11 protein-coding genes and 4 pseudogenes are annotated in these 13,476 nt (G+C 55.6%); 11 read left to right on the top strand and 4 right to left on the bottom strand.

Annotation, left to right across the window (positions count from 1 at the left end):
- Positions 1-214 (top strand): hypothetical protein (locus D3H35_RS33150; RefSeq protein WP_233568210.1); only part of this gene is annotated, 214 nt, incomplete at its 5' end.
- Here the strand turns inward: D3H35_RS33150 and D3H35_RS28140 are convergent.
- Together D3H35_RS28140 and D3H35_RS28135 are read right to left on the bottom strand one after the other, a co-directional pair.
- Positions 211-2,805, bottom strand: a pseudogene (locus tag D3H35_RS28140) (valine--tRNA ligase). The gene D3H35_RS33150 and the pseudogene D3H35_RS28140 overlap by 4 nt on opposite strands.
- A gap of 424 nt (positions 2,806-3,229) precedes the next feature.
- A pseudogene (locus D3H35_RS28135) lies at positions 3,230-4,213 on the bottom strand (aldolase catalytic domain-containing protein).
- Between D3H35_RS28135 and D3H35_RS28130 the strand changes: the two are divergent.
- Positions 4,207-4,593: a hypothetical protein gene (locus tag D3H35_RS28130; protein WP_147355968.1), complete on the top strand. Its 387-nt coding sequence runs from the start codon at positions 4,207-4,209 to the stop codon at positions 4,591-4,593. The pseudogene D3H35_RS28135 and the gene D3H35_RS28130 sit on opposite strands and share 7 nt — an antisense overlap.
- A gap of 338 nt (positions 4,594-4,931) precedes the next feature.
- Here the strand turns inward: D3H35_RS28130 and D3H35_RS31025 are convergent, their stop codons facing one another.
- Complete coding sequence (locus D3H35_RS31025) at positions 4,932-5,093, bottom strand: hypothetical protein (protein WP_158594320.1); 162 nt, start codon at positions 5,091-5,093, stop codon at positions 4,932-4,934.
- 1,064 nt (positions 5,094-6,157) lie between these two features.
- Between D3H35_RS31025 and D3H35_RS28115 the strand changes: the two genes are divergently transcribed.
- A complete protein-coding gene (locus D3H35_RS28115) occupies positions 6,158-6,499 on the top strand; it encodes a hypothetical protein (RefSeq protein ID WP_119152420.1) in 342 nt (113 codons plus the stop codon).
- Between the two features lie 1,353 nt (positions 6,500-7,852).
- Here D3H35_RS28115 and D3H35_RS28110 read toward each other — a convergent pair.
- Complete coding sequence (locus D3H35_RS28110) at positions 7,853-8,044, bottom strand: hypothetical protein (protein WP_119152419.1); 192 nt, start codon at positions 8,042-8,044, stop codon at positions 7,853-7,855.
- Between the two features lie 1,143 nt (positions 8,045-9,187).
- On the opposite strand from D3H35_RS28110, the gene D3H35_RS28100 reads away from it, so the two are divergent.
- From D3H35_RS28100 to D3H35_RS33125, 8 genes and pseudogenes are all read left to right on the top strand, one after another.
- Positions 9,188-9,397, top strand: coding sequence for a hypothetical protein (locus D3H35_RS28100; RefSeq protein WP_119152417.1), 210 nt, complete (start codon positions 9,188-9,190; stop codon positions 9,395-9,397).
- A gap of 64 nt (positions 9,398-9,461) precedes the next feature.
- A complete protein-coding gene (locus D3H35_RS31020; RefSeq protein WP_158594319.1) occupies positions 9,462-9,620 on the top strand; it encodes a hypothetical protein in 159 nt (52 codons plus the stop codon).
- Positions 9,621-9,920: 300 nt separating this feature from the next.
- Positions 9,921-10,859, top strand: a pseudogene (locus tag D3H35_RS28090) (aldolase catalytic domain-containing protein).
- 549 nt (positions 10,860-11,408) lie between these two features.
- A pseudogene (locus D3H35_RS34375) lies at positions 11,409-11,972 on the top strand (class I tRNA ligase family protein).
- Complete coding sequence (locus tag D3H35_RS34370) at positions 11,923-12,147, top strand: hypothetical protein (protein WP_325050179.1); 225 nt, start codon at positions 11,923-11,925, stop codon at positions 12,145-12,147. The pseudogene D3H35_RS34375 and the gene D3H35_RS34370 overlap by 50 nt, the downstream one beginning before the upstream one ends.
- 69 nt (positions 12,148-12,216) lie before the next feature.
- Positions 12,217-12,723, top strand: coding sequence for a class I tRNA ligase family protein (locus D3H35_RS34365; protein ID WP_325050178.1), 507 nt, complete (start codon positions 12,217-12,219; stop codon positions 12,721-12,723).
- Positions 12,724-12,807: 84 nt separating this feature from the next.
- On the top strand, positions 12,808-12,963 hold the full coding sequence (locus D3H35_RS33130; protein ID WP_233568207.1) for a class I tRNA ligase family protein: 156 nt from the start codon (positions 12,808-12,810) through the stop codon (positions 12,961-12,963).
- A gap of 323 nt (positions 12,964-13,286) precedes the next feature.
- Positions 13,287-13,476, top strand: a 190-nt coding sequence (locus D3H35_RS33125) for a class I tRNA ligase family protein (RefSeq protein ID WP_233568206.1), incomplete at its 3' end; no start/stop codon positions are given.

Below are 13,476 nucleotides of genomic sequence, written 5' to 3'. Positions count from 1 at the left end.
TACCCGCCACGTGAATAAATTGAAGTCTGCGTTCCGGATGCCCCAACCGCTCGAGCAGCAGTTCCATTCGCCCGAGCCCCGGCCTTATCTACCTCGCATAAGCCCGGTTATCCAGCGATCGCTTCCGCCGCCGTTCGGAAACCGGCTGTATCTCCGATTGTTGATCGTTCATCGTTGCCATGCCTCCATCATCCCCGCAGCTCGGCGATCCTAGCCAGCACTTGTCCGCTTGTCGCGGTAATCGTCGCCCTTGGCCCGCTCCTGCCTCCACGACGTGAGCAGGCGCTTTGGCGATTAGCCTTCGTTGCCGAGCTTTTTCTCGACACGCTCTACCTCGGAATTCAGCGCCGCAAGCTCTTTCTCCAAACGGGCGATTTCCTGCCGATATCGATTAGTCCGCCAGCGGCAAATAAAGCTCCGCGCCCGTCATCATAGCCGACATCGCTTTGTCCGGCGCGATAGCGAGGCATCGATCGCAAGCTGCGACGTATTGCAGAAGCGGCGCAAATAATCCTTCGTTGCGAAGCATGATTTCAAGCTCCGCTTCTCCCGCAGGCTTGATGAGCAGCTCGATCTTTTTGCCCGGCGCAACGTTTACTTCTGCGCGAACGTGCGGACGGAACGAATCGCTTCCATCAGAAGCTCCATTTCCTTGACCGCATCCGGAGCTTCGAAAGCAGGATCGTACTTCGGCCACTCGGCAAGCGAGATTGTCTCGCCCGGCTCGTGCGGCAGATGCTGCCAAATCTCTTCGGACAAAAACGGCATGAAAGGATGGAGCAGACGCTGGGTCCGATCCAGCACGTAGGCAAGCACCGACTGCGTTCCTTTTTGGCTTCCGCGTTATCGCTCCACAGGTTCAGCTTGGCGAACTCGATATACCAGTCGCACAGATCGTCCCAGATGAAATTATACAGCAGACGTCCCGTCTCTCCGAATTCGTAGGAATCCATCATGCGGGTAATGTCGCGCGTCGTCTCGTGGAACCGTGCAAAATCCAACGGTCGGCAGTCGAAAGCGGTCCGGTCAAATCGATATCGGATACGGAGAAGCCTTCCAGATTCATAAGCGCGAATCGGGACGCGTTCCATATTTATTGGCAAAATTGCGCGCTTGCTCGACCTTCTCCCAACGGAAACGAAGGTCTTGCCCCGGCGTGCTTCCCGTCGAAATCATGAAGCGCATCGCATCCGCGCCGTACCGCTCGATAACTTCGATAGGGTCGACGCCGTTGCCGAGCGACTTCGACATCTTGCCCTTCGGAATCGCGGACGAGTCCGTGAATAAGCACGTCCTTGAACGGAATTTGCTCCGTAAATTCAAGGGCGGTGAAAATCATCCGGCAACCCAGAAGTAAATAATATCGTAGCCGGTAACGAGAACGTCGGTCGGTAATATCGTTGCAAATCTTTCGTGTCGTCAGGCCATCCGAGCGTTGAAAACGGCCATAGCGCGGAGCTGAACCACGTCGAGAACGTCCTCGTCCTGACGCCATGGAGAACCCGGCTCGCCGGACCCTTCCGGAGCTTCCATGCCGACGTGCAGCTCGCCCGTTGCATCGTTGTACCAGGCGGAATGCGATGCCCCCACCACAGCTGACGGGAAATGCACCAATCGCGGACATTCTCAATCCAATGCAAGTAAATTTTCTCGAAACGGTCGGAACGAACTGGACTCCCGTACCCGATTTTGCGAATCGATCGCTTTCTCAGCGAGCGGCTTCATGGATACGAACCACTGCGTAGACAAATATGGCTCGACGACCGCACCGCTGCGCTCGCTGTGGCCGACCTGATGCACGTGCTCCTCGATTCGAATGCACACTTGCTGCTCCTGCAAATCCTTCACGATCGCTTTGGCACTCCGCCCGGTCCATCCCTTGGTACGGACCCGCATTGTCATTCATGCGGCCGCTCTCATCCATCACGATGATTTGCGGCAATTGGTGACGCGCGCCCACCTCGAAATCGTTCGGATCGTGCGCAGGCGTAATTTTGACGGCGCCGCTGCCGAACTCCTTGTCGACATACTCGTCGCCGATAATCGGAATTTCCCGACTGACGATTGGGAGCAGAAGCATCTTGCCGATCAAATGCTTATAGCGCTCGTCTTCCGGATGAACCGCTACGGCCGTATCTCCCAGCATCGTTTCCGGACGCGTCGTCGCGACGGTCAGATGACCGCTTCCGTCTGCGAGCGGGTAGCTCAGATGATAGAGGTTCCCGTTCACTTCTTTGTATTCGACCTCGATATCGACAGAGCCGTACGCGCCGCCGGATCCCAGTTGATGATCCGCTTCCCGCGATAGATCAATCCTTTGTCGTACAGACGAACGAAACACTTCGCGAACCGCTTTGGAAAGGCCTCGTCCATCGTAAACCGTTCACGCGAGTAATCGAGGCTTAGGCCCATCTTGGCCCATTGGCTCCGAATCGTGCCCGCGTAGTGTTCCTTCCAATCCCAGACTTTCTCCAGGAACGCTTCGCGGCCGTAATCGTAACGGCTTTTGCCTTCCTCCTCGCGCAGCTTCTGCTCGACCTTCGTCTGCGTGGCAATGCCCGCATGGTCGGTGCCGGGCAGCCAGAGCGCGTCGAACCCTTGCATTCTTTTGAAGCGAATCAGAATATCCTGCAGCGTGTAATCGAGAGCGTGGCCGATATGAAGCATGCCCGTCACGTTCGGCGGCGGAATGACGATCGTATATTTCGGTGCGTCGGGACGGCGTCCCGCTTGGAAATAGCCGCCTTCGATCCAAGCGTCGTACCACTTTTTCTCGGCGCTAGTCGGATCGTAGGTTGTCGGCATTTCAAGATTGACCCGATCTGGGTTTCGGACATAAAAGATTAACCTCCAGCAGGCGATCTATTCTAAAAAACACAAAAACCTCCCGTCACAAAGGACGAAAGGTTAACTTCCGTGGTGCCACCTTAATTCCGAACAGGCTTCCATTCGCGGGAACCGTTCGGCGCTTGTGCAGGATAACGGCTGCAACCGTCCCGTCTTAGTCCAGCCGCAAAGGCCGGTTCGAACGGGAAACTCCGGGGCGACTCGTACAAGCGTTCGTTCCTGCGGAAACCTTGCAGCGCCGTCTGACCGGCGTTCCGCTCTCTGTAGGGATTTCGCTCGCACTCTTCCCTTTCCACGTCTTTCTCTCCTATTCTACCCGTCCCGCAAAAAGAGTCAACTGGCGCCGCCCCAGCCGTCGGCCCATCTTGGGCTCCTATGCGTCTCAACCCGGCTTAATGGATTTTCCGGTTTCCGGCGTCGTCAGCTTGTCGAAAAAACCGAGAGACTTGTCCCGGTCAGGGAACCCCGAAGCGCCATAGCCGAACGAGGATGCCCCGAGCGTGCCCGTTATCATATACGGAACGATATAGCCCCATTCCTCCTTTTCCCTTAGAGGAATCATATAATCGTCGATCATTCTCAAGATCGCCGGAGGCTGTATTTGGCAGGGTTGAGCCGGCGGCCAGCAGCTCGTCGGACAATTCCCCGCCGCTCGTCCCATCCCGTAGACGGAGCCGTCCAGCAGCTCCACGCCTTTCTCGGCGCATAGCAGCGTATTGGCGAACGCCAGCTGCAAATTGTTGTGCATATGGGCTCCCAGCCGTTTGTTCGGCAGAAGCTTACGAAACTTCTTTACCAAATAGCCGATATCGCTCGGCATCAGGCTGCCGTAGGAATCGACGATATACACGACGTCTACGACGCTGTCGTTGACAAGGCCGAACGCGCTGTCGAGCTGATGTTCTTTGACGCCCGAGAGCGCCATGATATTCAGCGTCGTCTCGTAACCCCGATCATGGAAAATGGAAATGAGCTCCAACGCCTTATCGACTTCATGAATGTAACAGGCGACCCGAATGAGATCGAGAACACTTTCCTCGCGCGGCAAAATGTCGTCAACGTCGACCCGTCGATATCGACAAGCGCGGACAGCTTGGTGCTTCCCTTTTCCGTAATGACCGCCCGCAGCCAGTCGTCGTTCAGGAAACGCCAAGGGCCCGATTTCTCGCGCCCCCGGCAGCAGCTTGGCGAATTTTATAGCCGATTTCCATATAGTCCACGCCGGCTTCGTTCAAGCATCTATAGAGGCTCCTCACGAAATCGACGCTGAAATCCCAATTGTTCACGAGCCGCCGTCGCGAATTGTGCAATCGACGACTTTATGATGACGTTTTTTGCATCCATTGACGTAAGCTCCTTTTGGCAAACCTTAATTTGATCCGATTAACGCGCCCGCCTCTTTCGCGCGGCCGGCTTGTCCTGATCCGGACTGCGCTTCTGCGGGCGGCGGCTTTCGGACTTCGTTGGTCTTCTTTTGAATACGGCTTTTTGCCGGTCCCGCTTGCAGCTTTGGTTCGATTGACAGGGACCCGTTTCCTAGTCCGTACGGGCTTGCGCGCCGAACGCGATCGTGGACGCCGGCCTTCGGCAACAGCGGCGGCAGCCGCGTTCGAAGGCTCGGACAGCGGAATTGGAGCCGCTGGTATCACGCTGTCGACTATCGCAGGCAGCATCGGCTCGCTAGCAACGGCGACGATGGCATCTGTCGCGCAAAATCCGCGATTGCAATGGCAGCTTCAGGCTTAGGATTGGTGCTCGATTGCTTCGACATGCGCAGGCGTATGAATCGCGTTCCCTGCAACATGCGTTGGCTCGGGAAGCTTCTTTTCGGCAATTGCGGAGACTGTGCCATTCTCTGGCTCCCCGCTCAAATCTGCGTGGCTCGTCCTTTCGCTCCTTGTCGGTCGAGCAGTTCTTTGCGGATTTTGCGCTCCTTCGCCGGTTCGGGGCTGTTTTCTCTGCCGGCTTCACAGGCTCGGACGCTTCTTCTCGGCTTTCCGTTTGAGAACTTTGGACTCCGCCGCCGGTCGGAGCCGCGGAATTGCCCGGGACTGGCGGAATGACGGCTGGCGCCAACGGAATTCCTACATCAGAAGCGCCTCTGCCGTTATCAATGGCTGCCAGTCGTCCGCACTCGTTCCATGCTTCTTAATCAGTTCCTTCCGTATAAATTGCGCCCACTCCAGCTCCCCGTCGTCTTTTGGCGAATCGGCTTCCCGGGCATCCTCCTGTTGCTCCGGCGTCAAAATTTCTGCGGCCGGCGGTTCGATGAATCGCGCTCGCCCTTAGAGGAATCCGCTTCAATAGGCCGATTGCGCGGCTCCGTTCCTTCATCGTCCACACGTATTCCTCCTTGATAGTTATGAAAGCTTACACGCTATTCTTTTTTAGAAAGACTTACTTCCCTATCAATATGTCGGAACGCGCGCCTCGGCATGTACAGGAGCGGAAAATGGCTTAAACCTAACACTAATAACGCTCGTCACCATACCGTGGAATGTGATTTCCATTTAGAGGTTGATATATGCCACAGGAGGACTCCGCGACAAACGGCTGAAAGAAGCCGTTAAGCTGCTGCGAAAAGGTGGACGGGATAAAAAAGCGGCAAAGGACGCTTATGAACGCTTCGTCGAAATACGCGCCGCCAACCCATGATGCGCTGATTGAGGCCTATTACGCAGCGCGCTCGCATTGACGGCCGGGACGCCGTGAAACCGTTGGACAGGTCGGACAAAGCCCAGCAAGATTGGACGCTCTGGATCGCGCGTTGCGATGAACCCGAAAGAGCGGAAATCCGACTCATACGCGCGGGCGTGTGCTCGCGTCTCCCCGAAGAATTTTTTTCACCGCACAAAAACGGCCGTCGAGGATTTCGAATGGTTGCTGTCCCGCCATCGGACGGATCCAGGCTCGCTAACTGATCGCAGCTCATCCAGGTATTGCTCGATCTCGGCGCGCATACGAAAAAACCGATAAACCCGAAGAGCGAAAGCCGCTTGGAAGCGTCTCGCGCAATTGGATCCGAAATACAAGCATTTGCGAAATAGATTCACTACGGAACATTATAGGGAGAATTGGAATGGAAAGGAAAAGCACGGGGAAGACGGAAAAAATATGCTCATTATCGGCTTTATTCTCGGCGCATCATCCTGATTCTGTTCATAGCAGCGACATTGCGCGATGCTGAAAAAGGCGAGAAAAGCGCAATGGCCATAAAGGAGCTTCCGGTGAACCCGGATACGGCCGCCGAGCTTGCCGTTCCGCCTCCGCCGACAAACGAGCAACGCTTGCCGAGCCATCGACTTGCATAATGAAGAGTGGCGGTAATGCGGAGGCCGTCAAGGAAGCCGACGCGAGTTCGAGCGCTGCGCCGAGACTGCCCCGGCAATCCGGTCGCGACGCGTTCCACGGCAGTGTAAAAGCGATGCTGGCGAGGACGAGACCGACCTGGAGAGCGATTTCTGAAGCGATCGACGGTCTGTCGCTGCTTGACGAGGCGGTCGCCGCTTCCCCTCAAGACGTAACAATCCGAATTCTTCGCGCAAAGTCGCTTATTGGCTTCCCGAGCCTGTATTCCAACGACGAAACTACGATTGAAGACTACGTTGTTTCATCGACAAGGAGCTGCGCAAGCCGGAAGTCTCGACGGTGAAATCTATTTCGAATTGATCGACGAGCTTAGCCAGCCTACCGGCGGCTGAATCGGCAGCGGAAGCGGAATTATGCGGAAGAAAGCTGCTCGTTCAGCGCGGCGAACCGGCGAATGAAAGCAAACGGAACTATCACTTAAAGAGGCGATTTCGACTTGTCGTCCTTAATATCGGAAAAAGGAATACGCAGATGCTGAAAAAAAAGCGGCCGGCTTACCCGGAAAAGCTCTCAATCGAACTATCGCCTGATGCCCCTCCCTTCCACGCCGTTCGAGTACGGCCTGGATCTGGCGATTCGTCTTCATCATCAGGCATCGAGGGTGATGCGAATGCCGTCAGAAAGCGAACATCCGCTTTCCAGCGATTGCGCGACGACATCCGCATCCTATCGGACGCTTACCATGCAGCGTCATGCCTTGATGGCTCGAGACGAGACGAATGTGATGCAGAAGATGCAATTGCGAAACCGGCCTCGAACGCTCGACCAGCGGTAGCATGCTCTCGATATCGCGGAGACCTAGGAAGTTACCCATTGCCCGCGTACGAATCGTTTACCTCAGCATTCCTCATCATTTACCGGGCAAATCGGTAAACTTCCTAGTCTCCGCTATTCGAGAAGCATCTACCGCCTGGTCGAGCAGTTCGAGCCGCGTTTCGCCAATTGCATCTTCTGCATCACATTTCGTCTCGCAGCATTCAAGGCCATGACGCTGCCATGTAAGCGTCCGCGATAGGATGCCGGATGTCCGTCGCGCAATCGCTGGAAAGCGATGTTCGCTTTCTGACGCATTCGCATCACCCTCGATGCCCTGATGATGAAGACGAATCGCCAGATCCAGCCCGTACTCGAACGCGTGAAGGAGGGCATCAGCGATAGTTCCGATTGAGAGCTTTCCGGGTAAGCCCGGCCGCCTTTTTTTTCAGCATCTGCGTATTCCCTTTTTCCGATATTAAGGACGACAAGTCGAAATCCGCCTCCCTTTAAGTGATAGTTCCCGTTTGCTTCATTCGCCGGTTCGCCCGCTGAACGAGCAGCTTTCTCCGCATAATTCCGCTTCCCGCTGCCGATTCAGCCGCCGTAGCTTGGCTAAGCTCGTCGATCAATTCGAAATAGATTTCACCGTCGAGACTTCCCGGCTGCGCAGCTCCTTGTCGATGACGACAAACGTAGTCTTCAATCGTAGTTTCCGTCCGTTGAATACAGCTCGGGAAGCCAATAAGCGACTTTGCCGCGAAGAATTCGGATTGTTACGTCTTGAGGGAAGCGGCGACCGCCTCGTCAAGCAGCGACAGACCGTCGATCGCCTTCAGAAATCGCTCCTCCAGGTCGGTCTCGTCCCTCGCCAGCATCGCTTTTACACTGCCGTGAACGCGTCCGCGACCGGATTGCCGGGGCAGTCTCGGCGCAGCCGCTCGAACTCGCGGTCGGCTTCCTTGACGGCCTCCGCATTACCCGCCACTCCTTCATTATGCAAGTCGATGCTCGGCAAGCCGTTGCTCGTTTGTCGGCGAGGCGAACGGCAAGCTCGCCGCCGTATCCGGTTCACCGAGAAGCTCCTTTATGGCCATTGCGCTTTTTCTCGCCTTTTCAGCATCCCGCAATGATCGCTGCTATGAACAGAATCAGGATGATGCCGCCGAGAATAAAGCCGATAATGAGCAATATTTTTCCGTCTTCCCCGTGCTTTCCTTCCATTCCAATCTCTCCCTATAATGTCCGTACGTGAATCTATTTCGCCAAATGCTTGTATTCGGATCCAATGCGCGAGACGCTTCCAAGCGCCTTCGCCTCTTCGGTTTATCGGTTTTTTCGTATGCCGCGCCGAGATCGAGCAATACCTGGATGAGCTGCCGATCATTAGCGAGCCTGGATCCGTCCGATGCGGACAGCAACCATTCGAAATCCTCGACGCCGTTTTTGTGCGCGTGAAAAAAATCTTCGGGAGACGCGAGCACACGCCCGCGCGTATGAGTCGGATTTCCGCTCTTTCCGGTTCATCGCAACCGCGCGATCCAGAGCGTCCAATCCTTGCTGGGCTTTGTCCGACCTGTCCAACGGTTTCACGGCGTCCCGCCCGTCAATGCGAGCGCGCTGCCGTAATAGGCCTCAATCAGCGCATCCGATGGTTGGCGGCGCGTATTTCGACGAAGCGTTCATAAGCGTCCTTTGCCGCTTTTTATCCCCCGTCCACCCCTTTTCGCAGCAGCTTAACGGCTTCTTCAGCCGTTTGTCGCCGAGTCCTCCTGTGCCATATATCAACCTCCTAAATGGAAATCACATTCCACGGTGGTGACCGAGCGTTATTAGTGTTAGGTTTAAGCCATTTTCCGCTCCTTACATGCCGAAGGCGCGCGTTCCGACATATTGATAGGGAAGTAAGTCTTTCTAAAAAAGAATAGCGTGTAAGCTTTCATAACTATCAAGGAGAATACGTGTGGACGATGAAGGAACGGAGCCGCGCAATCGCCTATTGAAGCGATTCCTCTAAGGGCGAGCGCGATTCCATCGAACCGCCGGCCGCAGAAATTTGACGCCGAGCAACAGAGGATGCCCGGGAAGCCGATTCGCCAAAAGACGACGGGAGCTGGAGTGGCGCCAATATACGGAAGGAACTGATTAAGAAGCAGAACGAGTGCGGACGACTGGCAGCCATTGACTAACGCAGAGGCGCTTCTGATGTAGAATTCCGTTGGCGCCAGCCGTCATTCCCGCCAGTCCCCGGCAATTCCGCGGCTCCGACCGGCCGGAGTCCAAAGTTCTCAAACGGAAAGCCGAGAAGAAGCCGTCCGAGCCTGTGAAGCCGGCAGAGAAAACAGCCCCCGAACCGGCGAAGGAGCGCAAAATCCGCAAAGAACTGCTCAACCGACAAGCAGCGAAAGGAACGAGCCACGCAGATTGAGCGGGGAGCCAGAGAATGCACAAGTCTCCGCCAATTGCCGAAAAGAAGCTTCCCGAGCCAACGCATGTTGCAGGAACCGATTCATACGCCTGCGCATGTCGAAGCAATCGAGCCACCCAATCCTAAGCCTGAAGCTGCCATTGCAATCGCGGATTTTGCGCCGACAGATGCCATCGTCGCCGTTGCTAGCGAGCCGATGCTGCCTGCGATAGTCACAGCGTGATACCAGCGGCTCCAATTCCGCTGTCCGAGCCTTCGAACGCGGCTGCCGCCGCTGTGCGAAGCCGGCGTCCACGATCGCGTTCGGCGCGCAACCCGTACGACTAGGAAACGGGTCCCTGTCAATCGAACCAAAGCTGCAAGCGGGACCCGGCAAAAAGCCGTATTCAAAAGAAGACCAAACGAAGTCCGAAAGCCGCCCCCGCAGAAGCGCAGTCCGATCAGACCAAGCCGCCCGCCAAAGAGGCCGGGCGCGTTAATCGGATCAAATTAAGGTTTGCCAAAAGGAGCTTACCGTCAATGGATGCAAAAAAACGTCATCATAAAGTCCGATTGCACAATTCGCGACGCCCTCGTGAACAATTGGATTTCAGCGTCGATTTCGTGAGGACCTCTATAGATGCTTGAACGAAGCCGGCGTGACTATATGGAAATCGGCTATAAAAATTCGCCCAAGCTGCTGCCGGGGCCGAGAAATCGGGCCCTTGCGTTTCCTGAACGACGACTGGCTGCGGGCGTCATTACGGAAAAGGAAGCACCAAGCTGTCCGCGCTTGTCGATATCGGACGGGTCGACGTTGACGACATTTTGCCGCGCGAGGAAAGTGTTCTCGATCTCATTCGGGTCGCCTGTTACATTCATGAAGTCGATAAGGCGTTGGAGCTCATTTCCATTTTCCATGATCGGGTTACGAGACGACGCTGAATATCATGGCGCTTCGGCGTCAAAGAACATCAGCTCGACAGCGCGTTCGGCCTTGTCAACGACAGCGTCGTAGACGTCGTGTATATCGTCGATTCCTACGGCAGCCTGATGCCGAGCGATATCGGCTATTTGGTAAAGAAGTTTCGTAAGCTTCTGCCGAACAAACGGCTGGAGCCCATATGCACAACAAGCAGCTGGCGTTCGCCAATACGCTGCTATGCGCCGAGAAAGGCGTGGAGCTGCTGGACGGCTCCGTCTACGATGGGACGAGCCGGGAATTGTCCGACGGAGCTGCTGGCCGCCCGGCTCAACCCTGCCAAATACAGCCTCCGGCCGATCTTGAGAATGATCGACGATTATATGATTCCTCTAAGGAAAAGGAGGAATGGGCTATATCGTTCCGTATATGATAACGGCACGCTCGGGGAGCATCCTCGTTCGGCTATGGCGCTTCGGGTTCCCCTGACCGGACAAGTCTCTCGGTTTTTTCGACAAGCTGACGACGCCGGAAACCGGAAATCCCATTAAGCCGGGTTGAGACGCATAGGAGCCCAAGATGGGCCGACGCTGGGCGGCCCCAGTGACTCCTTTTTGCGACGGTAGAATAGGAGAGAAAGACGTGAAAGGAAGAGTGCGAGCGAAATCCCTACAGAGAGCGGAACCGCCGTCAGACGGCGCTGCAAGGTTTCCGCAGGAACGAACGCTTGTACGAGTCGCCCCGGAGTTTCCCGTTCGAACCGCCTTTGCGGCTGGACTAAGACGGGACGGTTGCAGCCGTTATCCTGCACCAAGCGCCGAACGGTTCCCGCGAATGGAAGCCTGTTCGAATTAAGGTGCACCACGAAGTTAACCTTTCGTCCTTTGTGACGGGAGGTTTTTGTGTTTTAGAATAGATCGCCTGCTGGAGGTTAATCTTTTATGTCCGAAACCCAAGATCGGTCAATCTTGAAATGCCGACAACCTACGATCCGACTAGCGCCGAGAAAAAGTGGTACGACGCTTGGATCGAAGGCGGCTATTTCCAAGCGGACGCCGTCCCGACGCACCGAAATATACGATCGTCATTCCGCCGCCGAACGTGACGGGCATGCTTCATATCGGCCACGCTCTCGATTACACGCTGCAGGATATTCTGATTCGCTTCAAAAGAATGCAAGGGTTCGACGCGCTCTGGCTGCCCGGCACCGACCATGCGGGCATTGCCACGCAGACGAAGTCGAGCAGAAGCTGCGCGAGGAGGAAGCAAAAGCCGTTACGATTACGCCGCGAAGCGTTCCTGGAGAAAGTCTGGATTGGAAGGAACACTACGCGGCACGATTCGGAGCCAATGGGCCAAGATGGGCCTAAGCCTCGATTACTCGCGTGAACGGTTTACGATGGACGAAGCCTTTCCAAAGCGGTTCGCGAAGTGTTCGTTCGTCTGTACGACAAAGGATTGATCTATCGCGGGAAGCGGATCATCAAACTGGATCCGGCGGCGCGTACGGCTCTGTCCGATATCGAGGTCGAATACAAAGAAGTGAACGGGAACCTCTATCATCTGAGCTACCCGCTCGCAGACGAAGCGTCATCTGACCGTCGCGACGACGCGTCCGGAAACGATGCTGGGAGATACGGCCGTAGCGGTTCATCCGGAAGACGAGCGCTATAAGCATTTGATCGGCAAGATGCTTCTGCTCCCAATCGTCAGTCGGGAAATTCCGATTATCGGACGAGTATGTCGACAAGGAGTCGGCAGCGGCGCCGTCAAAATTACGCCTGCGCACGATCCGAACGATTTCGAGTGGGCGCGCGCACCAATTGCCGCAAATCATCGTGATGGATGAGAGCGGCCGCATGAATGACAATGCGGGTCCGTACCAAGGGATGGACCGGCGGAGTGCCGCAAAGCGATCGTGAAGGATTTGCAGGAGCAGCAAGTGTGCATTCGAATCGAGGAGCACGTGCATCAGTCGCCACACAGCGAGCGCAGCGTGCGTCGTCGAGCCATATTTGTCTACGCAGTGTTCGTATCCATGAAGCCGCTCGCTGAGAAAGCGATCGATTCGCAAAAATCGGGTACGGGAGTCCAGTTCGTTCCCGACCGTTTCGAGAAAATTTACTTGCATTATGAGAATGTCCGCGATTGGTGCATTTCCCGTCAGCTGTGGTGGGGGCATCGCATTCCCGCCTGTACAACGATGCAACGGCGAGCTGCACGTCGGCATGGAAGCTCCGAAGGGTCCGGCGAGCCGGTTCTCCATGGCGTCAGGACGAGGACGTTCTCGACACGTGTTCAGCTCCGCGCTATGCGCGTTTTCAACGCTCGGATGCCTGACGACACGAAAGATTTGCAACGATATTACCCGACCGACGTTCTCGTTACCGGCTACGATATTATTTACTTCTGGTTGCCCGGATGATTTTCACCGCCTTGAATTTACGGAGCAAATTCCGTTCAAGGACGTGCTTATTCACGGACTCGTCCGCGATTCCGAAGGCGCAAGATGTCGAAGTCGCTCGGCAACGGCGTCGACCCTATCGAAGTTATCGAGCGGTACGGCGCGGATGCGATGCGCTTCATGATTTCGACGGGAAGCACGCCGGGGCAAGACCTTCGTTTCCGTTGGGAGAAGTCGAGCAAGCGCGCAATTTGCCAATAAAAATATGGAAACGCGTCCCGATTCGCGCTTATGAAATCTGGAAGGCTCTCCGTTATCCGATATCGATTTGACCGGACCGCTTTCGACTGCCGACCGTTGATTTTGCACCGTTCCACGAGACGACGCGCGACATTACCCGCATGATGGATCCTACGAATTCGAGAGACGGACGTCTGCTGTATAATTTCATCTGGACGATCTGTGCGACTGGTATATCGAGTTCGCCAAGCTGAACCTGTGGAGCGATAACGCGGAAGCCAAAAAAGAACGCAGTCGGTGCTTGCCTACGTGCTGGATCGACCCAGCGTCTGCTCCATCCTTTCATGCCGTTTTTGTCCGAAGAGATTGGCAGCATCTGCCGCACGAGCCGCGAGACAATCTCGCCTGCCGAGTGGCCGAAGTACGATCCTGCTTTCGAAGCTCCGGATGCGGTCAAGGAAATGGAGCTTCTGATGGAAGCGATTCGTTCCGTCCGCAACGTTCGCGCAGAAGTAAACGTTGCGCCGGGCAAAA

The sequence above is a fragment of the Cohnella faecalis genome (assembly GCF_003570905.1).
Lineage (GTDB): Bacteria > Bacillota > Bacilli > Paenibacillales > Paenibacillaceae > Cohnella > Cohnella faecalis.
Note: the sequence above shows the minus strand (reverse complement) of the source record. Positions and strands in the feature narration are given on the sequence as shown.